Annotated in this window: 26 protein-coding genes; 10 read left to right on the top strand and 16 right to left on the bottom strand. The window is 71.7% G+C overall.

Going from position 1 to position 25,080, the window contains the following annotated elements:
- Nucleotides 1-28: 28 nt before the first annotated feature.
- A complete protein-coding gene (locus KFLA_RS02710; protein WP_237706697.1) occupies nucleotides 29-1,015 on the top strand; it encodes a GNAT family N-acetyltransferase in 987 nt (328 codons plus the stop codon).
- On the opposite strand, the gene KFLA_RS02705 is transcribed toward KFLA_RS02710, so the two are convergent.
- The gene (locus tag KFLA_RS02705; protein ID WP_012918219.1) at nucleotides 984-2,153 is read right to left on the bottom strand and encodes a sensor histidine kinase; all 1,170 of its coding nucleotides are present in this window, start codon (nucleotides 2,151-2,153) and stop codon (nucleotides 984-986) included. The genes KFLA_RS02710 and KFLA_RS02705 overlap by 32 nt on opposite strands.
- Nucleotides 2,150-2,806 carry a response regulator transcription factor gene (locus KFLA_RS02700; protein WP_012918218.1) on the bottom strand — a complete coding sequence of 219 codons (657 nt, stop codon included), beginning with the start codon at nucleotides 2,804-2,806 and terminating at the stop codon, nucleotides 2,150-2,152. The genes KFLA_RS02705 and KFLA_RS02700 overlap by 4 nt, the downstream gene beginning before the upstream one ends.
- Before the next feature lie 156 nt (nucleotides 2,807-2,962).
- On the opposite strand from KFLA_RS02700, the gene KFLA_RS02695 reads away from it, so the two are divergent.
- Genes KFLA_RS02695 through KFLA_RS02680 form a run of 4 tightly spaced genes read left to right on the top strand, consistent with a single transcriptional unit; the run spans nucleotide 2,963 to nucleotide 6,424 of the window.
- Nucleotides 2,963-3,472: a hypothetical protein gene (locus tag KFLA_RS02695; RefSeq protein WP_012918217.1), complete on the top strand. Its 510-nt coding sequence runs from the start codon at nucleotides 2,963-2,965 to the stop codon at nucleotides 3,470-3,472.
- Nucleotides 3,469-4,548 carry a peptidoglycan-binding protein gene (locus KFLA_RS02690; RefSeq protein ID WP_012918216.1) on the top strand — a complete coding sequence of 360 codons (1,080 nt, stop codon included), beginning with the start codon at nucleotides 3,469-3,471 and terminating at the stop codon, nucleotides 4,546-4,548. The genes KFLA_RS02695 and KFLA_RS02690 overlap by 4 nt, the downstream gene beginning before the upstream one ends.
- Nucleotides 4,545-5,228, top strand: coding sequence for an ABC transporter ATP-binding protein (locus tag KFLA_RS02685; RefSeq protein ID WP_012918215.1), 684 nt, complete (start codon nucleotides 4,545-4,547; stop codon nucleotides 5,226-5,228). The genes KFLA_RS02690 and KFLA_RS02685 overlap by 4 nt, the downstream gene beginning before the upstream one ends.
- Nucleotides 5,225-6,424: an ABC transporter permease gene (locus tag KFLA_RS02680; protein ID WP_012918214.1), complete on the top strand. Its 1,200-nt coding sequence runs from the start codon at nucleotides 5,225-5,227 to the stop codon at nucleotides 6,422-6,424. The genes KFLA_RS02685 and KFLA_RS02680 overlap by 4 nt, the downstream gene beginning before the upstream one ends.
- 46 nt (nucleotides 6,425-6,470) lie before the next feature.
- Here KFLA_RS02680 and KFLA_RS02675 read toward each other — a convergent pair whose 3' ends face one another.
- Nucleotides 6,471-8,015 (bottom strand): MFS transporter, encoded by a 1,545-nt coding sequence (locus KFLA_RS02675; protein ID WP_012918213.1) that lies wholly within the window; start codon nucleotides 8,013-8,015, stop codon nucleotides 6,471-6,473.
- A 133-nt stretch (nucleotides 8,016-8,148) separates the two neighbouring features.
- On the opposite strand from KFLA_RS02675, the gene KFLA_RS02670 reads away from it, so the two are divergent.
- Nucleotides 8,149-8,739 (top strand): TetR/AcrR family transcriptional regulator, encoded by a 591-nt coding sequence (locus KFLA_RS02670; protein ID WP_012918212.1) that lies wholly within the window; start codon nucleotides 8,149-8,151, stop codon nucleotides 8,737-8,739.
- Nucleotides 8,740-8,758: 19 nt separating this feature from the next.
- Here KFLA_RS02670 and rfbD read toward each other — a convergent pair whose 3' ends face one another.
- The 3 genes from rfbD to KFLA_RS02655 are packed head-to-tail and all read right to left on the bottom strand — an operon-like array spanning nucleotide 8,759 to nucleotide 12,440.
- A complete protein-coding gene (rfbD, locus tag KFLA_RS38635; protein ID WP_012918211.1) occupies nucleotides 8,759-9,589 on the bottom strand; it encodes a dTDP-4-dehydrorhamnose reductase in 831 nt (276 codons plus the stop codon).
- Nucleotides 9,589-10,149, bottom strand: coding sequence for a dTDP-4-dehydrorhamnose 3,5-epimerase family protein (locus tag KFLA_RS38630; protein WP_012918210.1), 561 nt, complete (start codon nucleotides 10,147-10,149; stop codon nucleotides 9,589-9,591). Before KFLA_RS38630 ends, rfbD begins: the two co-directional genes overlap by 1 nt.
- Entirely contained in the window at nucleotides 10,146-12,440 is a 2,295-nt protein-coding gene (locus KFLA_RS02655; protein ID WP_012918209.1) for a hypothetical protein, read from the bottom strand. The genes KFLA_RS38630 and KFLA_RS02655 overlap by 4 nt, the downstream gene beginning before the upstream one ends.
- 175 nt (nucleotides 12,441-12,615) lie before the next feature.
- On the opposite strand from KFLA_RS02655, the gene KFLA_RS02650 reads away from it, so the two are divergent.
- Both KFLA_RS02650 and KFLA_RS02645 read left to right on the top strand, forming a co-directional pair.
- Nucleotides 12,616-13,299 carry a class I SAM-dependent methyltransferase gene (locus KFLA_RS02650; protein ID WP_012918208.1) on the top strand — a complete coding sequence of 228 codons (684 nt, stop codon included), beginning with the start codon at nucleotides 12,616-12,618 and terminating at the stop codon, nucleotides 13,297-13,299.
- Nucleotides 13,300-13,354: 55 nt separating this feature from the next.
- Complete coding sequence (locus KFLA_RS02645; protein WP_202797069.1) at nucleotides 13,355-14,083, top strand: glycosyltransferase family 2 protein; 729 nt, start codon at nucleotides 13,355-13,357, stop codon at nucleotides 14,081-14,083.
- Between the two features lie 64 nt (nucleotides 14,084-14,147).
- On the opposite strand, the gene KFLA_RS02640 is transcribed toward KFLA_RS02645, so the two are convergent.
- From KFLA_RS02640 to KFLA_RS02625, 4 genes are all read right to left on the bottom strand, one after another.
- Complete coding sequence (locus KFLA_RS02640; protein ID WP_041289720.1) at nucleotides 14,148-15,107, bottom strand: helix-turn-helix transcriptional regulator; 960 nt, start codon at nucleotides 15,105-15,107, stop codon at nucleotides 14,148-14,150.
- Nucleotides 15,108-15,191: 84 nt separating this feature from the next.
- A complete protein-coding gene (locus tag KFLA_RS02635; RefSeq protein ID WP_237706696.1) occupies nucleotides 15,192-16,412 on the bottom strand; it encodes a DUF2786 domain-containing protein in 1,221 nt (406 codons plus the stop codon).
- A 13-nt stretch (nucleotides 16,413-16,425) separates the two neighbouring features.
- Nucleotides 16,426-17,370, bottom strand: coding sequence for a sigma-70 family RNA polymerase sigma factor (locus tag KFLA_RS02630; RefSeq protein WP_012918204.1), 945 nt, complete (start codon nucleotides 17,368-17,370; stop codon nucleotides 16,426-16,428).
- A 33-nt stretch (nucleotides 17,371-17,403) separates the two neighbouring features.
- Entirely contained in the window at nucleotides 17,404-18,777 is a 1,374-nt protein-coding gene (locus tag KFLA_RS02625) for a DHA2 family efflux MFS transporter permease subunit (protein ID WP_012918203.1), read from the bottom strand.
- Nucleotides 18,778-18,904: 127 nt separating this feature from the next.
- Here KFLA_RS02625 and KFLA_RS02620 point away from each other — a divergent pair, with 127 nt between their 5' ends.
- Complete coding sequence (locus tag KFLA_RS02620; protein ID WP_012918202.1) at nucleotides 18,905-19,192, top strand: hypothetical protein; 288 nt, start codon at nucleotides 18,905-18,907, stop codon at nucleotides 19,190-19,192.
- A 53-nt stretch (nucleotides 19,193-19,245) separates the two neighbouring features.
- On the opposite strand, the gene KFLA_RS02615 is transcribed toward KFLA_RS02620, so the two are convergent.
- On the bottom strand, nucleotides 19,246-20,058 hold the full coding sequence (locus KFLA_RS02615; RefSeq protein WP_012918201.1) for an LLM class flavin-dependent oxidoreductase: 813 nt from the start codon (nucleotides 20,056-20,058) through the stop codon (nucleotides 19,246-19,248).
- Nucleotides 20,059-20,216: 158 nt separating this feature from the next.
- On the opposite strand from KFLA_RS02615, the gene KFLA_RS02610 reads away from it, so the two are divergent.
- The gene (locus KFLA_RS02610) at nucleotides 20,217-21,587 is read left to right on the top strand and encodes an FAD-binding oxidoreductase (protein WP_237706695.1); all 1,371 of its coding nucleotides are present in this window, start codon (nucleotides 20,217-20,219) and stop codon (nucleotides 21,585-21,587) included.
- Here the strand turns inward: KFLA_RS02610 and KFLA_RS02605 are convergent.
- From KFLA_RS02605 to KFLA_RS02585, 5 genes are all read right to left on the bottom strand, one after another.
- Entirely contained in the window at nucleotides 21,574-21,990 is a 417-nt protein-coding gene (locus KFLA_RS02605) for a hypothetical protein (RefSeq protein WP_012918199.1), read from the bottom strand. The genes KFLA_RS02610 and KFLA_RS02605 overlap by 14 nt on opposite strands.
- Nucleotides 21,971-22,717, bottom strand: coding sequence for an SDR family NAD(P)-dependent oxidoreductase (locus KFLA_RS02600; protein ID WP_012918198.1), 747 nt, complete (start codon nucleotides 22,715-22,717; stop codon nucleotides 21,971-21,973). The genes KFLA_RS02605 and KFLA_RS02600 overlap by 20 nt, the downstream gene beginning before the upstream one ends.
- Nucleotides 22,710-23,966, bottom strand: coding sequence for an AMP-binding protein (locus KFLA_RS02595; protein ID WP_012918197.1), 1,257 nt, complete (start codon nucleotides 23,964-23,966; stop codon nucleotides 22,710-22,712). Before KFLA_RS02595 ends, KFLA_RS02600 begins: the two co-directional genes overlap by 8 nt.
- Complete coding sequence (locus KFLA_RS02590) at nucleotides 23,963-24,214, bottom strand: acyl carrier protein (RefSeq protein WP_012918196.1); 252 nt, start codon at nucleotides 24,212-24,214, stop codon at nucleotides 23,963-23,965. The genes KFLA_RS02595 and KFLA_RS02590 overlap by 4 nt, the downstream gene beginning before the upstream one ends.
- Nucleotides 24,215-24,278: 64 nt before the next feature.
- Nucleotides 24,279-24,968, bottom strand: a complete 690-nt coding sequence (locus tag KFLA_RS02585; RefSeq protein WP_012918195.1) for an SAM-dependent methyltransferase — start codon at nucleotides 24,966-24,968, stop codon at nucleotides 24,279-24,281.
- Between the last annotated feature and the right edge of the window lie 112 nt (nucleotides 24,969-25,080).

Genomic DNA, 25,080 nt, shown 5'->3' with positions numbered 1-25,080 from the left:
CAAGGCGCTCCCGGCCTACCGTCGAGGCATGAGTACCGAGGGGTGGCCGGCCGGCCTGGTGGCGCGGCCGATCGACAGGGCCGACGCGGACGCGTGGGCCGAACTACTGGCGGCCAAGGAGAAGGTGGACGCCGAGGGGGAGAACTACGACGCCGACGACCTGCTCGAGGAGCTGGCCGACCCGAAGCTGGACGCGGCCCGGGACACCGTTGCGTTGTGGTCCGGCGAGCAGATGGTCGGGTACGGCGTGGCGCGGACGCCGGACGTCGTGGTCGACGTGCACCGAGTCCGGACCGAGGGCGCGGTGCACCCGCAGTGGCGTGGCCGCGGCATCGGCGCGGCCCTGGTGGACTGGCTCGGACGCCGGGCGGCCGAGTTGCACGCCGAGCGGCAGCCGGGAGCCGTCGGCGAGATCAACACCGGCGCGATCAGCACGAACACCGGGGCCGAGCAGCTGCTGAGCGGCGCCGGCTACGAGAAGTGCCGCTACTTCTTCCACATGCTGCGGCCCTTCGCGACGCCGATCGTCGAGCCGGCCACGCCCGAGGGCCTCCGGCTGGTCGCCTACACCCCGGAGTACGACGAACCGCTGCGGCTGGCGCACAACGAGGTGTTCCTGGACCACTGGGGGTCGTCGCCGAAGAGCCCCGAGTCGTGGAAGACCTGGTTCACCGGCTCCCGCGCGTTCCGGCCGGCGCTGTCGTACCTGGTGCTCGACGAGGATGAGATCGTCGCCTACGCGCTCGGCTACGAATGGGTCGCCGACACCGAGGCCACCGGCATCCGCGAGGTGTACGTCGGCCAGGTCGGGACCCGCCGGACCCATCGCGGCCGCGGCCTGGCCGGGGTCGCGCTCGCCCGGGTGATGACCGAGGCGGCGACGACCGGGTTCCAGCGCGCCTCGCTCGGCGTCGACGCGGAGAACCCGACCGGCGCGCTCGGCCTCTACGAACGCCTCGGCTTCGCCACCGAGCACACCTTCGTCACCTACCGCAAGCCGCTGCCGGCAAGCTGACCTCGACGGTGAGGCCGCCGCCGGGCCGTGGCCGGGCGGCGGCGTCGCCGCCGTGACTGCGGGCGACGGCCCGCACGATCGACAGCCCCAGCCCGAAGCCACGGTCGCCGTCGGCCGTCACACTCGCACGACGCCGGAACGGCTGGAACAAGGACTCGATCTCGTACGCCGGAATCTCCTCGCCGGTGTTGCTCACGGTCAGCACCACGCGATCGCCACGCCTGGTGGTGGCGATCGACAGCCAGCCGCCCGGAACGTTGTGCCGGGTGGCGTTCTCGACCAGGTTCTGCGCGAGCCGTTCCAGCAGGACCGGGTCGCCGGTGGTCGGCGCCGGCCGGAGATCGCGGCGGATCTCCAACGGGGTGTCGCCCAGAGCGACCTGCGCGGCGACCTCGGCCAGGTCGACCGGGACCCGGTCGGTCACCTCGTTCTCGCTGTCGGCCAGCATCAGCAAGCCTTCGATCAGGCGTTCGTGCCGCTGGTTCACGGTGAGCAGCGCGGTACCGAGCCGGCGGGCGTCCGGTGAGGCGGCCGGATCGGTGATCGCCAGCTCGACCAGGGCGCGGTTCAGTGCGAGCGGGGTACGCAGTTCGTGCGAGGCGTTGGCGACGAACCGGCGCTGGCCGTCGAACGACCGGTCGAGGTGCTCCAGCATCGAGTCGAAGGTGTCGGCGAGTTGCTTCACCTCGTCGTCGGGGCCGCTCAGCGCGATCCGCTCGTGCAGACCGCGACCGGCTCCGGTCGCGGTGGAGATTCGCCGGGCCGTCTCGCGGATCCGCTGGACCGGGCGCAGCGCCCGGCCCGCGATCAGCCAGCCCGAGACGCCGGCCAGGACCGCGACGCCCAGCAGCGCGACGCCTCCGGCGGTGACCACCGAGCGGGCGGCCGTGGCCTGCAACTCCTTCTGCTGCCGCCGGATCTCCGTGACCTGCTCCTCCGCGGGCTGTCCGTCGGCCGGCGCAGCGGCTGCGGCTGCTGCTCGGATCGCGGCGATCCTGGTGTCCGCCTGCTTCTCCAACTGACCGGCGAGGCTGTTCTGCACCAGCACCGACGTCACCCCGAGCAGCACGGCACCCGCGACGAGGAACAGTACGCCGTACAGCAGGGTCAGCCTGGTCCGCAGCGTCCAGCGCTTCATGGCAGCCGGTACCCGGCGCCGGGCACGGTCTCCACCAGCGGTGGTTCGCCGAGCTTGCGGCGCAGCTTCATCACCGTCACCCGGACCGTGTTGGTGAACGGGTCGATGTTCTCGTCCCACGCGCGTTCCAGCAGCTGCTCGGCCGACACCACCGCCCCCTCGGCCCGCAACAGCTCCGCCAGCACGGCGAACTCCCGGTTCGCCAGTTCCACCCGGCGGCCGTCGCGTGCCACCTCCCGGCGAACCGGGTCCAGCCGGATGCCCGACCGCTCCAGCACCGGGGGAACGGCCGCGCGGGACCGCCGGGTCAGCGCGTGCACCCGGGCGGAGAGCTCCGCGAACGCGAACGGCTTGCCGAGGTAGTCGTCCGCGCCGATCGCCAGCCCGGCAACGCGTTCCCGGACCGCGGCCGCGGCGGTCAGCATCAGCACCCGAGTCTGTCCGCCGGCGGTGACGATCTGCCGGCAGACCTCGTCGCCGTGCACGCTCGGCAGGTCCCGGTCCAGCACGACCACGTCGTACCCGGTGACGGCGGTCCGTTCGAGCGCGGCGGCTCCGTCGTACACGATGTCGACGGCGAACGACTCCCGGCGCAGCCACTCGCCGATCGCGTCGGCGAGCACCCGCTCGTCCTCGACCACCAGGATGCGCATGGTTCCTCCCGTTTCCGCCCGTACCGCCATCTTGCCGGGCCCGGCGTAACCGCGGCATAACCGCCGCCCCCGGTGGTTACGCCGGGGTTACCGCCGGCTGGCTCTACTTCTCGGCAGACGGGCGCACCCGGCGCTCGCCGAACCAGGAGGTGCACGATGGCGTCTTTCGGTCTGTGGCGACTGCTCGCGGTCCCGCTGCTCACGCTGGCCGTTGCCAGTTGCAACGATTCCGCCGGACCGGGGGTGGCCACGGCGGACCAGCCGACGAGCGGCGTACCGGCGACCTCGACGCCGAGCGCGAGCGCGACGCCGGCCGGGTTCAGCGCCTGCATGGCCGGCTACGGCCTGCAGGTCGAGGACCCGAAACCGGGCCAGGGACTCGGGATCGATCCGCAGGTGAGTGGGAACCCGAAGTTCGACGAGGCGATGGCGGCGTGCAAGCAGTACCTGCCCGGCAACACCCGGACGCAGTCGACTGACCCCGCGGAGCTGGCGAAGTACCAGGCGTTCGCCCAGTGCCTGCGGGCGAACGGGCTGCCGGACTTCCCCGACCCGAAGCCGGGCGGCGACGGCGGGCTCTTCGGCAGCGGGGTGGACCGGAACAGTCCGGCCTTCCAGGCAGCCAGCAAGAAGTGCGAGCAGCACCTGGCCGGGACCGCGGGATGAGCCGCCCGGCGGGAACGGCCCGGCAACGCCGCCTGGGCGTGGCCGGCGTCGCCGGACTCCTGCTGGTCGCGGCCGCAGCGGTGGTCGTGCTCCGGCCGGGCGGCTCGAGCGGCCGAACCGTCGCGGCGGCCGATCAACCACCGGCGACCACCGCGGTGGTGAAGACCACGCTCACCCAGACCGTGCAGATCAGCGGCACCCTCTCGTACGGCGTACCGCAGGCGTTGAAGGCTCCACCGGGTGGCGGGACGCTCACCTGGCTCCCGGGCGAAGGGTCGACGGTCGGGTTCGGCGCACCGGCGTACCGGGTGGACAACGTGCCGGTCCTGCTCATCAAGGGCACGGTGCCGTTGTACAAGACGCTGGAACAAGGAGTCAGCGGGCCTGACGTGCTGCAGCTGGAGCAGTACCTCGTCAGTGGCGGCTGGCTGAAGGTGAAGGCGAACACCACGTTCGGCTCGGCGACCACGGCTGCGGTGCTCGACTGGCAGGACGCCACCGGGCAGCCGGAGACGGGGCAGGTGAAGCCAGGGCAGCTCGTGGTGCGGCCGGTCCCGATCCGGGTGGCGGTGCAGGAGGCCCAGATCGGGGACCAGCTCGGCGGCGGGACACCGCTCTACACCTTCAGCACCACCCAGCCGAAGGTCGTCGTCGGCCTGGACGTGGCCAAGCAGCACCTGGTGAAGAAGGGGCTAACAGCAACGGTTGTGCTGCCGACCGGCCAGCAGGTGCCCGGCACGGTGAGCTCGGTGTCGAAGGTCGCGACCCAGCCCGCGGCCGGCAGCGACGATCCGCCGCACGTACCGGTGGTGGTCACCCCGGACAACCTCGGCGCGATCAGCGGGCTCGACTCGGCGCCGGTCGACGTCGAGCTGGTCTCGGCGCAGCAGAAGGGCGTGCTGGCGGTGCCGGTGAACGCCCTGGTGGCGCTGGCCGAGGGCGGGTACGGCGTGCAGGTGGTCACGGGTGGTCAGGCGGCCTTCGTGGCCGTGCAGTTGGGCATGTTCGCCGGCGGCAAGGTGGAGGTCTCCGGCCCGGGCATCACCGCCGGAACTCTCGTCGGGGTGCCGGCATGACGGCGCTGGTCGAGCTGGAGCGGGCGTCCAAGGTGTATCCGGGCGGAGTCAGCGCCCTCGCCGGAGCCGAACTGCGGATCGGGCGCGGTGAGCTGGTCGGCATCGTCGGGCCGTCCGGGTCGGGCAAGTCCACGCTGCTGAACCTGATCGGCACGCTGGACCGACCGACCGACGGCACCGTCCGGATCGACGGCCACGACATCGGCCGGCTGACCGACCGCGAGGTGTCGGCGCTGCGGGCCCAGCGGATCGGGTTCGTCTTCCAGCAGTTCCACCTGACCGCCGGCGTCCGGGCGGTCGACAACGTCGCCGACGGCCTCCTGTACGCCGGAGCGCCGCGGCCGGAGCGGATCCGCCGGGCCGCGGCCGCGCTGGTGGAGGTCGGCCTCGGGCACCGGCTGGACCACCACCCGCACGAACTGTCCGGTGGTGAGCGGCAACGGGTCGCGATCGCCCGCGCGGTGATCGGCAAGCCGGCCCTGCTGCTGGCCGACGAGCCGACCGGCAACCTGGACAGCACGGCCGGGGCCGCGGTGATGACGCTGCTCCGCGACCTGCACCGCGGTGGCACGACGGTCGTCGTGATCACCCACGACCGGGCGATCGCGGCGACGCTGCCCCGCCGGATCGAGATTCTCGACGGCCGGGTGCTGGCGCAGGGGACGGAGGCAGCGCTGTGAGCGGGCTGGTACCGGCGCGGCTGTCTGTCGGGGACCAGGTCCGGGTCGGTGGTGCCGGGCTACGGGCCAGACCGCTGCGGGTGGTGCTGTCGGCGCTGGGCATCGCGATCGGCATCGCCGCGATGATCGCCACCGTCGGGATCTCCGCCTCCAGCCGGGAGGACTTCAACCGGCAGATGCAGGCTCTCGGCACCAATCTGCTCACCGTCGGGCCGGGGCAGAACGTCTTCGGGGAGGAGGCTCAGCTTCCGGTGGAGTCCGTCGGCATGATCGAGCGGATCGGCCCCGTCACGGAGGCGGCCGCGATCGGACTGCTGCCGGATGCCGACGTGTACCGCACCGACCGGATCCCGGTCGGCCAGACCGGCGGCATCTCGGTCGCCGCCGCGGACGTCGGCCTGCTCTCCGCGGTGGGCACAACGGTTGCCGACGGCACCTTCTTGAACGGTGCGAGCGCGCAGTACCCAGCGGTGGTGCTCGGTGCCGCGGCGGCAACCAAGCTCGGTGTCGGCTGGGCTGGCGCCGAGCAGCAGGTCTACTTGGGTGACCACTGGTTCACCGTGGTCGGCATCTTGCACCCGGCTCCCCTGGCGCCGGAGCTGGACACCACCGCGCTGATCGGGTGGGCCGTGGCCAAGCAGCTGCTACGGTTCGACGGCTCTCCGACCACGGTCTACGCGCGGGCGGCGGATGACGCGGTGACCGCTGTCCAGAAGGTGCTGGCGGCCACGGCCAGTCCGGAGGCGCCGAACGAGGTGGCGGTCTCGCGGCCGTCGGACGCGCTCGCCGCGCAGCAGGCGGCCGACGCGACGCTGAACGCGCTGCTGCTCGGTCTGGGCGCGGTGGCCCTGCTGGTCGGTGGGGTCGGCGTCGCGAACACCATGGTGATCTCCGTGCTCGAACGGCGGGCGGAGATCGGGCTGCGCCGGTCCCTCGGAGCCACCCGCGGGCAGATCCGCGGCCAGTTCATCGCCGAGGCGCTGCTGCTCTCGGCGCTCGGCGGGGTCGGGGGTGCGTTGGTGGGATCGGCCGTCACCGCCGCGTACGCGATCTCGCAGGGCTGGCCGGTCGTCGTACCGGCGTGGGCACCGGCGGCCGGGATCGGCGCGACGCTGGTGATCGGCAGCCTGGCCGGGCTCTACCCGGCGGTCCGGGCGGCGCGGATGTCGCCCACGGAGGCGCTGGCCACCCCGTGACAACGACCGAGGTCCTGGCTCGGCAGGGCCAGGACCTCGGTGGGACTCAGATGTGCGCCTCGGCGACGGCCGGCTCGACCGCGGCGGGTTCGGTCGCGGTCTCCGGGGTGACGGCCTTGCGCCGGTTCCACGGGCGGACCCCGACCACGATCACCAGCAGCGTCAGCGCGGCGTAGATCGCCGAGCCGATGAAGGCGGCGTGCACGCCGTCGGTGAGGATCTCGCGGGCCGCCTCCGCCGGGTCCGTCGTGCCGGGGGTGGCGTTGCGGCTGGCGGTGCCGAAGACGGTGACCAGGATGCCGAGGCCCAGCGCGCCACCGACCTGCTGCAGCACGTTGAGCAGCCCCGAAGCCGCACCCGCGTCCTCCGCCGGTACGCCGGACAGCGCGCGACCGGTCAGCGGGATGAAGATCAGGCCGGCGCCCGCACCGAACAGCACCAGCGGCCCGACCACGCCGCCGAGGTAGCTGCTGTCCAGCGACAGCCGGGTCAGCCAGATCATGCCGGCCAGCACCGAGACCGAGCCGGCGATCATCATCAGGCCGTTGTCCATCCGGCCGGTCAGCCGGGGCACGATCCGCGACGAGGCGAACAGCAGACCGGTCATCGGCAGGAAGGCCAGACCGGCGGCCAGCGGGCTGAACTCCAGCACACCCTGCAGGTACTGGGTGAGGAAGAAGAACATCCCGAACATCGTGCCGACCAGCAGCAGCATGGTCAGGTACGACGCGACCCGGTCGGCGTTGCGGAACATCCTCAGCGGCACGATCGGGTGGCTGACCCGGCGCTCGATCAGCACGAAGCCGGCCAGCAGCACCACGCCCACGGCGAACGAGGCGAGCACCTCCGGCGCGCTCCAGCCCGCCTCGGCGACCCGGATGAAGCCGTAGACCAGCGCGGTGATGCCGACGGTCGAGGTGAGCGCGCCGGCCACGTCGAACCGGCCGCGCTCCCGCGGCGTCTCGGTCAGCACCCGGCGGGCGGCGACCACCAGCGCGATGCCGATCGGGACGTTGATGAACAGGCCCCAGCGCCACGAGACCCAGTCGGTCAGCATGCCGCCGACCACCAGGCCGACGCTCGCGCCGCCGGAGGAGACCAGGCTGTAGAGGCCGAGCGCCTTCATCCGCTCCGGCCCTTCCTTGAAGGTGAGCATCAGCAGGGTGAGCGCGGCCGGGGCGGCGATCGCGCCGCCGACGCCCTGCAGGACCCGGGCGGCGAGCAGCAGCTCCGCCGTCGGGGCCAGACCGCCGAGCAGCGACGCGGCGGTGAAGACGGTGACGCCGGTGACGAAGACCCGGCGGCGGCCGAGCAGGTCACCGGCCCGGGCGCCGAGCAGCAGCAGGCCACCGAAGGCCAGCGCATAGGCGTTCTGCACCCAGGACAGGTTGGCGGGACTGAAGTCGAGAGCGGTCTGGATCTTGGGCATCGCGATGTTCACGACCGTGCCGTCGAGAATCACCATCAGCTGGGTGATCACGATGACAGCGAGCACGACGCCCGGACGCCGAGCGGCGCCGGACCCGGTCGCGGGCGGCGACGCCGGCGGCTCGGACTGGGCGCCGGCGGGCGCCGCGGAGGTTGCCGACATAACTGAACTTGCTCCTTCCCCCGCAGGGGCTAGAGTGGTGAACGACGAAAGTGGAGAGCTCCTCCGGATACAATACGGAGGCACCCTCCGCTTAATCAAGTCCTTTTCCGGACGGGATGCCGAGGAGGCCCGTGTGAGCGCGTCCGCGACCGATCGGCCGCCGCTGCCCGACCTGCGACCGACCCGGGCCGACGCCCGGCGCAACTACGACCTGCTGGTCACCGCCGCCCGCGAGGCGTTCGCCGAGCACGGCACCGGCACCTCGCTGGAGCAGATCGCCCGGCGGGCCGGGGTCGGCATCGGCACGCTCTACCGGCGCTTCCCGAACCGGACCGCCCTGCTCGAGGCGGTCTACGTCGACGAGATCCAGTCGGTCTGCGACCGGGCGTACGGTTTCCACGAGCAGCTGACGCCGTTCGAGGCGCTGGCCGCCTGGATGCGCAGCTTCGTCGGCTACAACGTGTCGAAGAAGAGCCTGGCGCACGAGCTGACCGCCGCGCTGGGCAAGGACTCGGAGTTCTTCAAGGCCTGCAAGCTGAACGTGAAGGACGCCGGCGACCTGCTGCTGGAGTCGGCCAAGCAGGAGGGCACGGTCCGGTCCGACCTGCAGCTGATCGACGTCATGCGGCTGGTCGGCGCGATCTCGTCGCTGCCCGACATCGAGCCCGAGCAGGCGGACCGGCTGCTCGACATCGTGCTGGCCGGCCTCAGGCCGCAGGACTGATCCGCGCGCCGTGAGCCGGCTACCGCTGCGTCTCCAGGTACTCCGCGAGCGCCTCGCGCCAGTCGCGCATCGTGATGCCGACCGCCTCCAGCGCCGACAGGTCGAGCGCGCTGTTGGCGGGCCGCGGCGCGATCACCTTGCCCTGCGCGTACTCCGCCGAACTGATCGGCCGCACCTTGCAGGACGTGCCCGCCAGGATCGCGGCCGCGAAGTCCGCCCACGACACCACGTCGCCCGCGCCGGTCGCGTGGTACGTGCCCGAGGGCGCTTCACTCTCCAGCAGCGCGATCAGCGCCGCCGCCAGGTCCACCGTGTACGTCGGCCGCCCGTACTGGTCGTCGACCACGGTCAGCTCGTCCCGCTCCGCGCCGAGCCGCAGCATCGTCCGGACGAAGTTCGGGCCGTCGCCGAACACCCAGCTGGTCCGGACCACGTAGTACGTCGGGCTGAGCCGCGCGGCCAGCTCACCGGCCGCCTTGGTGATGCCGTAGACGCCTTGCGGGTCGATCGGGTGGCCCGCGGGCAGGAACCCCTCGCCGCCGCCGAAGACGTAGTCCGTGCTGACGTGCACCAGCGGGATGCCGAGCCGGCGCGCGTGCCACGCCAGGTTCGCGACGCCGGCCGCGTTGACGTCCCAGGCGGCCAGCGTGCTGCCGGCGTCCTCGGCCTTGTCGACGGCCGTCCAGGCCGCCGCGTTCACGAGCGCGGTGATCCCGGTCCAGTCGAAGGCGTCCAGCGCGGCCCGGTCGGTGATGTCCAGATCGGCCGAGGTGACGAGGCGGGCGTCCGGCAGCCGCGCGGCCAGCGCCCGGCCGAGCTGACCACCGGCTCCGGTGACCAGGATCGCCATCAGAGTTCCCAGTCCGGGCGGATCGGGGTGACGGCGTCCAGCAGCGGGTGGCCGGCGTCCTTCTCGCTGTAGATCAGCTGCTCCTTCGGCAACGGCCACGGCACGTTGATCCGCGGGTCGAACAGATTCACCAGCGTGTACTTCGCGTCCGGCGACCAGTGCGCGTTGACCAGGTAGTTGTAGACCGTGTTCGGCTCCAGCGTGCAGAAGGAGTTGCCGCACCCGCGCGGGACGTAGAGCCCCTGCCGCGGCGTCAGCTCGAACGTCTCCAGCCGGCCGAAGCCGGGCCCTTCCCGCAGGTCGACGATCGCGGTGAACACCCGGCCGAAGGCCGGCGAGATGTACTTGTCCCACGGTTCGGCGTGAATGCCGCGGGTGACGCCGACCTCGGCGTTGTAGGAGACGTTGTTCTGCACGACCTCCAGGTGCGGCAGGCCGAGCTTCTCCAGCTTCTCGGCCTGGAAGCTCTCCTTGAACCAGCCGCGGCCGTCGTCGAACACCTCCAGCTCGACGTGCAGCAGCCCCGGGATCGAGGTCTCGGTCAGGGACGGTCCGGTCATGATCCTGCCTCGGGGAACTCGTACACGGCGGCGTGGGCGTTGCGGTACCGCTCCTGCGCGAACGGTTCCAGCGTCTGCGCGTGCGGGCGGGTGAACTCGACGTAGATCCAGCGCACGCCGAGGTCGCGCAGCTGCTGGGCCTTGGCGGCGTCCGGCTGGGCGACGAAGCTGTCGTTCAGCTGCAGGATCTCCGGCTTCCAGTAGTCGACGGTGATCGAGTCGCGGCCCTCGGGACCGCGCTTGTTCGCCTCGACCGTCGGGGTCCAGGCCTCGACCAGCATCTGCCGCTCGGAGAACGCGCCGACCACGAACCGCCGGCTGTCGCACTTCTTCGGCGCGATCGGCGTCGTGCAGTGCCGGTTGGTCATCACCACGTCGTCGACGTCGGAGTGATCCCGGATCCACCGCGCCGCTGCAATCTGGTCGGTGCCGACCGCGAGGTACCCCGTGGGCTTGCCCGGCCGCAGCGGCTGGACGCCGGGCACCTCGAGCTGGCCCCGGGTCACCATCGTGACGCCGCCGGCCAGGATCATCACCGTGACGGCGGCGAAGGCCGCGGTGAACCGCATCCGCGGCGTCACGAACCAGGCGATGACACCGACCACCAGCAGGACGGCGACACCGATCGCGAGCATCTTGGTCGCGTGGATCAGCCCGCCGTGGTTGGGCTTGATCGCGCCGACCAGCCAGATCGGCAGCAGCACGAACAGCGGTCCGCCGACCAGCCCGACCAGGGTGGCCCGCCACCAGCGGCTCTTCAGCTGGTCCACCATCGTGGCCAGACCGACAGCCGAGCCGATCGCCAGCAGCGGGCCTGCGGTCCGGGCGAAGTAGTACTGACTGACGCCCGGGTGGGAGAAGACGGCGACCGCGGCGGCGCCGGCGATGCCGCCGCCCAGCAGCAGCCAGGTCACCGGGTCCCGGCGGCCCTCCGCGGTCCGCAGCCGCCAGAGCAGGCCGGTCCCGCGGGCCAGGATGCCGAGCACGGCCAGCACCGAGGACATCACCATCGTGGTGGTGGTGACCTCGCCGAGCAGCGGCAGGGCGGGTGTCGCCAGCGAGGCTTCCCGGAACTGCACGTGCAGACCGGAGTCCGACCCCTGGAAGACGACCACCATCGCGACGAGCAGGGTGCCGGCACAGAGCACGCCGTCCAGCAGCAGGCCCTTCAACCGGGTCCGGTCGACCAGCATCATCACGCCGAACGCCAGACCGATGCCCGCGACAACGAGCGGCATCGTCGAGCCCTTGGTGCCGGAGGCGGCCAGCGCGAGCAGCGGAATCAGCACCAGGCCGGCCCGGCCCATCTGGCCGCGCCACCGGAAGACCAGCAGCAGCACGATCGCGATCATCAGCGGCACCGACGGCGCCAGGCTCGGCGACAACGGGGACATCGGGTAGCCGAAGGTGACCCGGCCGAACAGGTTCTGCTCGGCACCCGCCATGCACAGCAGGCCGGCGACCGGGCCGGTCCACGCGATCCCGGTGATCCGGACCGCCGCGATCGCGACCACCAGCACGATCGCCAGGGGCATCAGCGCCGGCATGAACCGGAAGAGCACCTCGTCCAGCTCGGCGCCGGACACCGCGGCGACCTGCGCAACCCAGGCGTGGCTGAACCAGTGGTAGGCCATCGGCGCGTTCTCGACCCACGGGAAACTCGTCGGCCCCCGGTGCTGCAGCTGCGCCGACAGCGCGAGGTGCAGGTACCCGTCGATGTACGGCGCGCGGAACCCGCTGGGCCAGGTCAACGGCTGGCGCTCGTAGTACTGCAGCACGTCCTGCAGCCCGAACAGCGAGGTCGCGACCACGGCAGGCATCCACCACAGCGGCAGGCCGCTGCTGCGGACCCGCCGGATCCGCGCCCGGGTCCGCGGTACGGCGAGCAGCACGACCGCCAGCGCCAGCGGGAGCGCGGCCGACATCCACGGCTGGCGTGACCAGCCGGCCAGCGTCTGGGCCCCGATCGCCAGCATGAAGCCGACCGCGAGGCCCATCATCACGTCCTCGACCCACCAGCCCCGATTCGGCCGCACGGTCCGCCACACCACCACACCGGGCAGCAGCTGGGTGACGACCAGCCCGAGCAGCGCCAGCACGGCGGCCCCGGCCGGCAGGTCGGCCGACACCGCAGTGCCCAGGAAGAAGGCCACCGCGGCCAGCAGTACCAGCGCGCTGATCACCGTCGACGTCCAGCGGCCGAACCCGCCGCCGGTCGGCTTCTCCGTGGTGGTCTGCTCCGGAGGTGACGCCGCCGCGGTGGACGACGACAACTCGGCGGTCTGTGGCATCAGGCTCCTAACAGCGGGCTTCACAGGGCACGGGCCGGGGCACGGCGGCCTGGTCGCCCAGCAGCATAGTCCCGCGGGCAGGGCAAGCCGACGCCGTCGGGGGCCGGCGTACCCCTCGCGCTGGTAAGGTGACCCGCTGATGCGCGCACGGCGCACGCTTCCGAGGAGAGCTATCTTGTCCGACGATCCCCTCGCCCAAACTCCGCAGAGCGGCGAGCCGGACGGCACGTACGTGTCGAACTACTTCGAAACCCGTCTGGCGCACAACGCGAACCGGACCAAGATCTGGCAGCACCTCTGCAAGTACCTGCAGCGATGGATCAGCACCGACGCCGAGGTTCTCGAGCTCGGGGCCGGCTGGTGCGACTTCTCGAACAACGTGGCCGCCAAGCGGGTCGTGGCGATGGACCTGGACAGCACGGTGGACCGCGCCGCCGCTCCGCACGTGGAGCCGGTGGTCGGTGACTGCACCGACCTGGGCAAGTTCGAGGACGGCACGTTCGACGTCGTCTTCGCCTCCAACCTGCTGGAGCACCTGGACCGCGACGCCTGCAACCGGCTGCTGGCCGAGGCCAAGCGGGTGCTGCGTCCCGGCGGCCGGCTGATCCTGATGCAGCCGAACTTCCGGCTGAACCCGGGCCGGTACTTCGACGACTTCACCCACGTCGCGATCTTCACCGACCAGTCGCTGCAGGACTACCTGGTCGCCGAGGGCTGGAAGATCGACGCCGTGAAGGCCAAGTTCATGCCGTTGACGCTCAAGTCCAAGGGCGGCAACCTGACCTTCGTGGTGCCGTGGTACCTGCGGTCCCCGATCAAGCCGCTGGCCGGGCAGATGCTCGTCGTCGCGTCCCGCTGACCGACTCCGGAAACTCGATAGGTGCGAAAACGTGTACAACGGTAAAACTCTGTCCGTGGTCCTTCCGACCTACAACGAGAAGGACAGCATCGCCGACGTCATCCGCCGGTTCGACAAGCTCGGCGTGGTCGACGACATCCTGGTGATCAACAACAACGCCGCCGAGGGCACCTCCGAGGAGGTCGCCACCACCAACGCGCGGGAGATCGTCGAGACCCGGCAGGGCTACGGCGCGGCGATCCAGCGCGGCCTGCGCGAGGTCGACACCGACCTGGTCTGCGTCTGCGAGCCGGACGGCACGTTCAACCCCGAGGACCTGCTCAAGCTGCTGTCGTTCTCGGCCGAGTGCGACGTGGTGGTCGGCTCCCGGACCGTCTCGAACTTCATCTGGGACGGCGCCAACATGGGCTGGTTCCTGCAGTTCGGCAACTGGGCGGTGGCGAAGTTCCTCGAGGTGCTGTTCAACACCTCCTCGATGAGCGACGTCGGCTGCACCTTCCGGGTGATCACCCGCGAGCACGTGCAGACGATCCTGGACCGGTCCACGCTGCCCGGTTCGGCGTACGGGCTGGAGATGCTGCTGATCTCCGTGGTCACCCGGGCCCGGCTGGTGCAGATCCCGGTCAACTACCACCCGCGGGTCGGCGTCTCCTCGGTCACCGGCGACTTCGGCAAGACCGTCTCGCTGGGCCTGGAGATGATCCGCCTGGTACTGAAGACCCGGCTGAAGACGATCGGCCGGCGTCCGCGCCGCAGCGTCAGCTCGGCGAACGCAACCGTCTGACCCGGCTTTCGAAGGAGCAGCACCTGGTTCGACGTACCGGGTGCTGCTCCTTCGGCGTCACGCCCTAGACGTCCTCGCCGGCGGCGATGAGGCGCTGGCCCAGGTCCTGGAGGGCCTTGCGCAGCTCGGGCGGCGCGACGACCTGGAACGGCGCGCGAACGAAGGTCAGGCGCTCGGCGTACCACTCGGGGTCGTCGGTGCTGCCGATCAACCGGCAGCGGTCGGAGCCGAGCTCCTCCAGCCGGCCGAGAATGCCGGGGATGCGCCGGGAGATCAGGTCCGCCGGCGCCTCGAAGACGATCTCCACCTGGTACTGCCAGCCTTCGGTCAGATGGTCCTGGACGGCCTGCGCGGCGTCGAGCCCGTCCGGCGGGGTGAAGCTCTCCGGCAGCGGCTCGACGGAGAGGATCCGGTCGACGCGCAGGACGCGGCGGGCGTCGCGGGTGTGCGACCAGCAGAGCAGGTACCAGCGGCCGTGCCGCACGCTGACCGCCCACGGGTCGACGTCCATCATCAGCGGCTCGACGTCGCACTCGCCTCGCCGGTAGCCGATGCGGATCCGGTGGTGCTCGGCGCAGCCCTGGACGACGGCCGCGGTGATCTCCGGGTCGGGCGTCGCGATCCGGTCCGCCGGGCTGATCATCCGGCGGATCGCGTCGGCCGGCTGGGCGACCGAGGTCGGCAGCACCCGGATGATCTTGGCCAGCGCGCTGCCGGCCGGGTCGGTCGCGTCCGCGGCGCTGTGGTGGCCTTCCAGCGCGGTCATCATCAGCCCGAGCGCTTCGGCGGTGGAGAACATCAGCGGCGGCAGCCGGTACCCCCGGCCGAGCGTGTAACCGCCGTACCTGCCGGGCGTGGACTCGATCGGGATGCCGGCCTCGCGCAGGATGCCGACGTACCGGCGGGCGGCGCGGTCGGTGACGCCGAGCCGCCGGCCGAGCCGGTCCCCGGTGATGCCGGGCACGTTCTGGATCAGCTCCAGGGCCAGCAGCGCCTTGGCCGTCGGGCTCGCGTCGTCATCCATCCGCACCCGCATCACCGTACGTGACCCACCGCGTCGGAAGAAGCTGAGCTGACAACCCAAGCGGTGATCGGACCGAACGGGGGTTCAGCGGGTGACCGGGCGGTGGGTGTCGAGCTGGGCCAGGTCGGCGGCGGTGAGGCCGGCGTGCCAGCCGGCGCCGTTGGTGATCCGGGTCCGGCGGGTCACCGTCTCGGGGAAGAGCCGGGTGAAGAGCGCGTCGACCTGCTGCTCACGGCGGCTGAGCACCGGGAGCAGGCGGTCCCGGTCGGCCGCCGGCACGGCCGACCGCGCGGCGTCGGCGGTGGCCTGCAGGCGTTCGCCGATCCGCTGGGCGTAGGCCATCAGGAACGACTGCCGGAACGACCGGGTGCGGGACTCGCCGCGGTGGCCAAAGTGCTTGCCCGCAGCAAGCATCGCGCGGTTGGCCTGCACCAGCAGCGAAGTGGCCAGCAGCTCGGTCAGCTGCAGGTCGAGTTCGGCGCCCACGATCGTGACGACGGCAAGCTGATCCATCGTGACGGTCCGGCAGCCGTTGGCCGCTGCGACCACCCCGACCAGCTGCGCTTTCGCTGTCACATAAGGCGTTTCGACCCAGATCCGGCGAGCGCCCGAGTCGTCCGGCAGGTCGAGCTCCGGGCCGGCGTCCAGCAGCGCGTGGTCGAGGGAGAACTTCGCCATCAGTTCCTGCGCCTTGCCGGACAGCGCCTCGGCCTCGTCCGGGAACTCGGTCGCCTCTGCCTTGGCCAGCAGGGCGCGGACCCGGGCCAGCATCTTCCGGTCTGTCGCTTGCGCCGTGGCGGAGCCGTCACGCGTCTTGCGCGGGCTCGCGGGCTGGGCGGCGCCCGGCAGCGGGAACAGCCGGGCCAACGCCGGCAGCCGGTAGAGGAAGCCGGCGAGAGTCACCGCGAGGTGGAGTGACAGATAGCGGCCGACTCGCTGGTCGGCGGACCAGCGGGTCAGGTCCAGCTCCGGGAACGGGTGGGACAGGCCGAGGTCGGCGAGCTGGTCGGCCCAGCGCGCGTCGAGCGTGCTCGGCTTGTACGCCCGGTGCTCGGCGCCGACAACCGCGAGCAGCAACGGCTCGACCCCTGGCTCCAGTTGGCGGCGCGCGTGCTGAACGACGTCGGCGGGGGCCCAGCCGCGCTCCCAGGTCGTGCGCAGCAGGTCGGTGAGGTACCGCCGGACGACCCGGTCGACCAGCTGCTGGTTCTGCTCGTCGTACCGCCCGAGCTCGGCCAGGTGCAGCTCGGGGTCCTCAGCAACCGTCGCCAATTGCAGGACCCGCAGCACCTCCGCTTCACTCACGCCTGCCAGTGTCTCAGGCCTCCGGTAGCCGAGTGACCGGCAGCCCGAACAGCGGGAACAGGTCTGGCCGGTGGAACGCGAGCACACCGCTGATGCCGGCCTTGTTCAGCTCAAGCACCTGGATCGCGTAGCCGTGGAAGGCGCCGTCGCGGCCGCGGAGGTACACGGCGAACGCCGGCTGGCCGTTGGCGCCCGTCTCGACCATCAGCCGCTTGCCGGCACCCGGCGGCAGCTTGGCCGCAAGCAACCGGAGTACGTCGTCGCGGCCGGAGAACCAGGTCGGGATCGGAGGCATCTCCCAGCGCGTGTCCGCTGTCAGCAGGCCCTCCAAGGCGACCAGGTCGCCCTGCTCGAAGGCAACGGCGTACTGGTCGAGCAGAGCACGGCGTACGGGCTCGTCGGGCTCGCTGAACTGCTCCTCCGCCGGTGAGAGGCGAGCCAGCTCGGCACGGGCCCGCTGGAGCGCGCTGTTCACCGCGGCGGTCGTGGTGTCGAGCAGGTCGGCCACTTCTGCCGCCGGCCAAGCCAGTACCTCCCGCAGGATCAGTACGGCGCGCTGCCGCGCCGGCAGGTGCTGCAGCGCCGCGACCATGGCTAGCCGCAAGGTCTGGCGGTTCCCGACGACCAGTGCAGGGTCCAGCAGGTCGGGCCACGGCTCGAGCCAGCTGGTCTCCAGCGCTTGCGCCTCCAGGTTGTCCGGGTCGTTGCCGGGTGCACCCAGTGCGGACGGGATCACCCGGCGGCTGCTGTGCTGCAGCGCGCTCAGGCAGACGTTGGTGGCGATCCGGTAGAGCCAGGTCTTCACCGACGAGCGCCCCTCGAACGCGGCCATGCCCTTCCACGCCCGCAGGTAGGTCTCCTGGACCGCGTCCTCGGCGTCGTGCAGCGAGCCGAGCATCCGGTAGCAGTGGGCGAGCAGCCCGCTGCGGTACTGCGCGAACTCGTCCTCCAGGTTCATGTCCGCTCCTCCACCGGCCGGGCCAGGACCGGCTCACTCGTCCGGCGCCGCGCGGTGATCCCCAGCCCGGCGAACGCTCCGGCCACCGACAGTACGCCGCAGACGGCCATCGCACGGGTGAAGCCGGCGCTGAAGGACTGGTAGCCGCCCGCCGCCGCGAAGACGGCTGCGACCACGGCGACCCCGGCCACTCCACCGAGCTGGCGCAGCATGGCGAAGATGCCGGACGCCGTACCGACCGACTCCCTGGGCAAGGAGCCGACGCCCGCACTCTGCGCGGCGGGCATCGCCATCGACACCCCGCAGCCCGGCGACTACCAGCGGCAGGACCAGTTCGGCGTACCGGATGTCCGGGGCGGCGATGAGGGCAATCCAGGCCAGACCGGCGCCCTGCAGGAGCAGCCCGGTGACCACGAAGGGACGCTCGCCGAAGCGGTCGACGAGCCGGCCGGCGACGGGTGCGACCAGGAAGAGCGTGGCGGTCCAGGGCAGCAGCTGCAGGCCTGCCTCCAGCGGTCCGGAGCTCAGCTGCACCTGCATGAACTGGCTCAGGAAGAAGACGGCGCCCAGGAGGGCGGCGCTGAGGAAGAAGCCTGCCGCGTTGCCGGCCGAGAAGGCCGCCGTCCGGAAGAAGCCGAGCGGGATCATCGGCTGCTCGGTGCGCGCCTCCCAGGCCAGGAAACCCAGCAGCACAAGGGCTCCGGCCGTCAACGAGCCGAGAACCTCTGCGCTGCCCCAACCGGCGGCCTCGCCCCGGACGACACCCCAGACCGGGCCGAGTACGGCGAGCGTCGCCAGCCCCGCGCCGACCGGGTCGAGCCGCCGCACGGCTCCCTTGCTCTCCCGGACCCGGCTCAGCACCAGCGGCACGGCGAGCAGCCCGACCGGGACGTTGATCCAAAAGATCCACTGCCAGGCGAGACCCTCGGTGACCGCGCCGCCGACCATCGGACCGCCGAGCACGGCCAGGCCGGTGACACCGCTGAAGATGCCGATCGCCCAGCCGCGGCGCTCCGGTGGGAAGGCGGCCCCGAGCAGGCTCATCGCCAACGGCATCACGACCGCCGCGCCGACCCCCTGCAGCGCCCGGGCCCCGATCAGCAGCGGCACCGAGGTCGCCAGCGCGCAGCCGACCGAGGCGACCGTGAACAGGACCAGCCCGGCCGCGAACGTCCTTCGCCGGCCCCAGCGGTCGCCGAGCGCGGCCGCGGTGAGCAGCAGCACCGCGAAGCTCAGGCTGTAGGCGTTCACGGTCCACTCGAGCTGCTCGATCGAGGCGCCGAGGTCCTGCCGGATGGTGGTCAGAGCGACCGCCACCACCAGTACGTCCAGGGCCACCATCACCGACCCGATCGAGGTCAGGCCCAGGACCCAGCGCTGCTCGGCCGTGGTCTTCTGCTGTCTCACTGCGTCCTCCAAAGGCTCTCGCTGTCACCGGTACTGACCGCGAGCAGGGCCCGGACTCATCGCAGCGATGAGTTTCGGCGCTGCGGCCGGTCTGCAGAGGTGACACGACGACCCATCGGAGGAACCCATGACCGCAGCAGTGATCCGCTACCGGACCAAGCCGGAGGCGGCCGACGAGAACCAGCGGCTGATCGAGAAGGTCTTCGCCGAGCTGGCCGAGCAGCAGCCCGCCGGGCTGAGTTACCAGGCCTTCCGGCTGAGCGACGGCGTCAGCTTCGTGCACGTGGTCGACGACGCCGACGGCTCTCTGCGGCAGTTGGCCGCCTTCGAGGAGTTCCAGCGCGATCTGACCGACCGCCTCGCCGTCCAGCCCGAGCGGGAGGAGGGCACCCGGATCGGCGGCTGGCCGCGCTGAGCACGGCGTACTGGGGGCAGGCGCGGATGACTCCCGCGCCTGCCTCGAGCGGCTCAGGGAGCGGGCGGACCAGCGGCCAGCCGGGCGCGGACCTGCTGCATGCGCTCGGCCGAGTGGTGGGGCATCTCCCAGCGGGTCTCCAGCCACCAGGTCGCACCCGCGTCCGCCCAGGGCGCGACCTCGGCCGCTGCCGCCGCCGGATCCTCGGCCGCGGTCTCCCCCTCGGCGACGACGTCCAGCGCCGGGTCCGCGCCCCTTTCCGCGAGCCAGCCGCGCATCGCCCGCAGCTCCTCCGGGGACTGCTCGCCCTGGAACTGCGGCAGCACCCCGTCACAGCGCAGGACGCGACGCATCGACTTCGGCCGGGGCCACGCGCCGACCACCCAGATCGGGATCCGCTCCTGCACCGGCCGCCCGACCTGGGTCAGGTCGTCGCGGGTGCTGTCGTAGCGGTAGTGCTCGCCGTGGTAGGTCAGGCTGCCCGTCCACAGCGCGCGGATCAGGTCGATGCCCTCGTCCATCATCGCCGCCCGGGTCCGCAGGTCGAGTTGCTCGCCGGTCCGCGGCAGATCCGTCTCGGTGGCGCCCAGGCCGACCGCGAGGATCGCCCGCCCGCCGGACAACTGGTCCAGGGTGGCGACCTGGCTGGCCACCTTCCACGGGCGGCGCCAGGGCAGCGGCGTCAGCATCGTGCCCAGCTTGATCCGCGACGTCCTGGCCGCGATCGCACTCAGCAGACCCCACGCGTCCACGCCGTACGCGGCCTCCCAGACGAAGACGCCGTCCCAGCCCGCCTGCTCGGCGAGCACTGCCTGTTCGAGCTGCTCGGGCGCAGTGCCGCCCGGCAGGATCATCCCGTAACGCATGGTTCCTTCCTACCGCCCGGCACCGACAGCTTTAAGGATTCCTGAAGGTCGGCTGCCAGAGTCGACCGCAGGCAACGCTGTGACCAGGAGTGAGTCGACTCGGGGTGACAGCACCATCGGGGAGGGCGGACAGGATGACTCAGACGGCGGAAACTGGTTTGGCGGAACTCAGAGCGGCGCTGGCGGGCACGGTGATCGGGCCGCGGGACAGCGGGTACGACGACGCGCGACGGTTGTGGAACGCGAGCATCGACCGGCGGCCGGCGGTGATCGCCCGCTGCGAGAGCGTGGCGGACGTCCAGGCAGCGCTCGCGTACGCCGGGCGGCACGGGCTGGAGGTGGCGGTCCGTGGCGGCGCGCACAACGCGGCCGGCCTGGCCACCGTGGACGACGGCCTGGTGATCGACCTCGGCGCGATGCACGGCGTCACGGTCGACCCGGCGGCGCGGCGCGCACGGGTCGGCGGCGGGGCGCTGCTGCAGCATCTCGACGCCGCCACCCAGGAGCACGGGCTTGCCGTACCGGCGGGCATGATCAGCCACACCGGGGTCGGCGGGCTCACGCTCGGCGGCGGCATGGGCTGGCTGTCGCGGATCGGCGGGCTCAGCGTCGACAACCTGGTCTCCGCCCAGGTGGTCACCGCCGACGGACGGGTGCTGCGCGCGGCCGAGGACGAGAACCCGGACCTGTTCTGGGCGCTGCGCGGGGGTGGCGGCAACTTCGGCGTCGTCACCGAGTTCGAGTTCCGGCTGCACGAGGTCGGGCCGATGGTCCAGTACGGCCTGCTGTTCTGGGGGCTCGACCAGGCCGCCGAGGTCTTCCGGCTGGCCCGGGAGCTGATCCCCACGTTGCCGCCGGAGTTCAACGTGGTGATCGCCGGGCTGAACGCTCCGCCCGCGCCGTTCGTGCCGGAGCAGTACCACTTCCAGCCGGGGTACGGGCTGATCGTCGTCGGTTTCGGCGCACCGGAAAGCCACGCGGAGCTGGTGGAGCGGATCCAGGGCGCGATGCCGCCGCTGTTCGCGTTCACCAGCCCGATGCCGTACGTCGCGCTGCAGCAGCTGCTGGACGAGCCGAACGCCTGGGGCAGCCACGTGTACGAGAAGAACTGCTACCTCGGCGACCTGTCCGACGAGACGATCGCGGTTTTCACGGAGCACTTCCCGCGCAAGCAGTCGCCGCTGTCGCTGAACCTGTTCTACCGGCTCGACGGCGCGTACTCGCAGGTGGCCGAGGACGCGACCGCCTTCGCCGGCGGCCGCTCGCCGCGCTACGCGTGCTTCGTCGTCGGCGTGTGCCCCGCCCCGGAGCTGATGCCTGCCGAGCGGGAGTGGGTCAGGACCTTCTGGGAGGCTCTGCAACCCCACGCGTTCGGCAGCGGCGCCTACGTCAACGCGCTCGGCGAGGAGGTCTCCGACGACCGGGTCCGAGCCGTGTACGGCGCGAAGTACGACCGGCTGGCCCGCGTGAAGGCCGAGTACGACCCCACCAACACCTTCCACCGCAACACCAACATCAAGCCGGCCTGAGCGTGCGGCCGGCGGTGGTCGGTGAGAGGGCGACGGAGACGACGAGGTCGTCGAGCCTCAGCGTGCGCCAGGCGCCGGGGAAGTCGTCGGGGACGTCGAGGCCGTGCTGGGGCCACCACGCGAGCATGGGGGTGTCCGCGAGTTTGCAGAGGCACTCGGCGCGGGTCCAGCGTTCCCAGAAGGCCTCGGTGCCGAAGCGGCGGGCCAGCGGCTGAGGGATCTGCCGGCCGGCGTACTCGGCGTCGATCGCGACCGACCAGCCGGGGGGCGGTACGGCGTACCAGCCGACGCAGCGGAAGTCGGGGAGATGTGAGCGGGTGACCGCGTCTGCCATCTCCTCGGCCGAGCCGACCCGCAGGTACGACTCGGCCCGGTCGAGCAGGTCAGATGCCGGCGGCGCCATCGATGACGATGACCTGGCCGTTGATGTTGGTGTTGTCCAGCAGCAGCATCCGGACCACCGGCACGACCTCCTCCGGCTCGGTCAGGTGACCGGTCGGGGTGCGGCGCACGATCTGGTCGAGCTGGGTCTGGCCGAGCACCGCGGACATCTCTGAGGCGAAGAAGCCGGGCGCGACGGAGTTGGCCAGCACGCGGCCGCCGAGCTCCCGGGCCAGCGCGCGGGTCGCGGAGTCCATGCCGCCCTTGGTGGCCGAGTACGCGACCAGGCCGGGGTAGCCGCGCTGGGCGCAGATCGAGGTGACGTTGACGATCCGGCCCTTGAGGCCCTTGGCCAGCATCCGGCGCAGCACGAACCGGGTCAGCACCAGCGGCGCAGTCAGGTTCGTCTGGATGATGTTCGCGATCTGCTCGGCCGAGGTGTGCACGTGCAGCGAGTCCTGGCCGACGGCGGCGTTGTTGACGATGCCGTCGATCGGGCCGAGCTTGCCCTCGACCTCCTTGACGAACGCCTGGCCGGCCTTCTCGTCGTTCACGTCGACCGAGCCGACGTGCACCTGGTCGGGGTCCTTCTCCGCCAGTGCGGTCAGCTCCGGGGTGACGGTGCGGGCGAACGCGGCGACCTTGACGCCGGAGTCGATCAGGTCGGTGACGATCGCCAGGCCGAGACCGCGGGACCCGCCGGAGACGAGCACCACCTTCGAGGGCGGGACCGGAGTGGCTTCAGACATCGCTTTTCAGGGTCTCCTTCTGCGGGATCTCGGGCAGGAAGCGGATCCGGCGCGGTACGCCGTAGTCCGGCAGCCTGTTCGTGCACCACTGCACCAGGTCGGCGTCGGTGACCGGGCCGAGGTCGGGGTTGAGCACGACCTCGGCGGCCACCATCCGGCCGACCAGCGGGGCCTTGCGGGCGAACACCCGGGCCCAGGCGACGGCCGGGTGCGCCATCAGCACGTTGCGGACCAGGCCCGCCGACACCTTGGACCCGCCGACGTTGATCTCGTCGGTGTCCAGCCGGCCGGTGATCAGCACCCGGTCGCCGACGAACTCGACCCGGTCGCCGGTCCGGTGCGCGCCCTCGAGCCCGGCACCGTGGTGCGGGGAGGCGATCACCAGCTCGTCACCGTCCACCGACAGCACCGGGCGCTCCGACGCGGGGTCGGGGTCCCGGTTCAGCCAGGCCTTCGGGAAACCGGCCTGGCCGTCGTGCACGACGATCGACGCGCCGACCTCGGAGGAGGCGTAGATCCACGACACCCGGGCGTTCGGGAAGATCTCCTTGAGCCGGTCCAGGATCGCCTGGTCGACCGGCTCACCGCCGAGCGTGATCTGCTCCAGCGGGACCTTGGCCAGCGCCTCGGTGTCGCGGTAGATCGTCTGCCGCCAGAACGTCGGCGTACCGGACGCGGCGGTGACGCCGTGCTCGGCGGCGATCAGCGGCCAGGTCTCCAGCTCGGACGGCTCGATCACGACCAGGTTCTGGTCGGCCTGGGTCAGGGAGATGGTGATCACCTGCCACCAGGCGTACGTGCCCGGCGAGTACGGGACCAGCCAGGTGCGCGGCTGCTGCTGCCCACGGACCGTGGTCAGCGACTCCAGCGTGTGGCCGATCCGCTTCGGGCGACCGGTCGAGCCGGAGGTGAGCAGCCAGACCCGGCCGGACTCCTCGACCCGCTTCAGCTTCGCCGGGGTAACCGAGTGCTCGTCACCGTTCGCGAGCACGACCGCGAAGCCGGACTCGCCGAGCTCCTCGCGCATCGCCAGGTCGACCCGCGACGAGGTCGCCACCAGCAGCTCCGTGCCGTGCACGGCGTGGTGCCGGACGGCGGCCAGCGCGTCGGCGCCGTTGTCGACCAGGACCGCGGCCGGCGACGGCAGCTGGGGCAGCTTGTGCAGCGTCCGCCAGGTCAGCGTCTTCCCCCCGACGACGACCCGGTTGTCGTCGCCGATCAGGGCGGTGGTGCGCCGCGGGGCGGTCACGCCGACTGAAGCTGCTCGATGAAGTCGAGAACGTCGCCGACCTTCGCGATCTGGCGCAGACCGGGGGCGTCGAAGTTCAGTTCGTCGCCGATCTCGTCCTCGACCCGCAGGGCCAGCTCGGAGAAGTCCAGGGAGCGGAAGCCGATCTCCCGCAGGTCGGCGCTGTCGTCGCTCGGCAGCTCCTTGCCCTGCGCCTTCATCACCTCGCCCATCAGGTCCCGGATCTGGGCGCGCGTCAACTCACTCATGGGCCCAGAGCCTAGCGTCTGCCGACTGAGGTGGACGATTCGCGGCAGTGCGCGGTGGTCCAGGTCACGTCCGGCGCACCAGCAGCCGCACACAGACCGTGTCCAGCCGGTACGCCGTACCGTCGCGCTGCTCGGTCACGCTGAACCCGCCGACGGAGTACTCCAGCCACCTCCAGCCCGAGTAGCAGCGCTGCAGCAACCGCTCGGCCTCCGCCCGCCCGAACGGGAACTCCACCGCTGCCGGGCGCACCTCACCGCCCGGGTGGACCTCGGTCTTGTCGACCCCGATCACCAGGCAGTGCAGCCCGTTGACCCTCGTCGCCGCCTGCCACTCCCCCAGAACCCGCTCGAAGGCGGCCGGGCCGGACACGTGCTCCAGGGCCGAGCAGGCGACCACCAGATCGGCCTGCCCGGAGATGCCGAACGCCTCGATGTCGGCGACGACGGGGCGCACGACATCGGAGACCCCGGCACCTCGGGCACTCGTGCGCAGCTGCTCCGCGGCGACCGGGAGCAGGTCCACCCCGAGCACCCGAGAGCCGGCCGGGAGCGCCTGGGCGACGGGGATGGTGTGCCTGCCGGCACCGGCACCGAGCTCGACCGCCAGCGCGGGCCCATCGGCGTGGAGCTGCGGCAAGGATCGCAGTACGAAGGGCGAGGGGCGGTGAAGCCAGGTCGCCGGGCCGGTCGGGCTGTGGTCGGCGTAGAGCGCGCGGTGGTAGCGGAGCGTCTCCTGGCGGCCGGCGGTCGTCATGGGCTCTCGGCGAGGTAGATAAGGGCTGGCACAGGGCCTCCTGTCACGGAATCATGAGCGATCGCCTACACAGCGTAAGCGGCCGGTGTGGCCCGGTAAACGGCTCGAAGGG

Origin of the sequence: Kribbella flavida DSM 17836 (assembly GCF_000024345.1) — a bacterium.
GTDB classification, from domain to species: domain Bacteria; phylum Actinomycetota; class Actinomycetes; order Propionibacteriales; family Kribbellaceae; genus Kribbella; species Kribbella flavida.
This window is presented reverse-complemented; position numbering and strand designations above follow the sequence as displayed.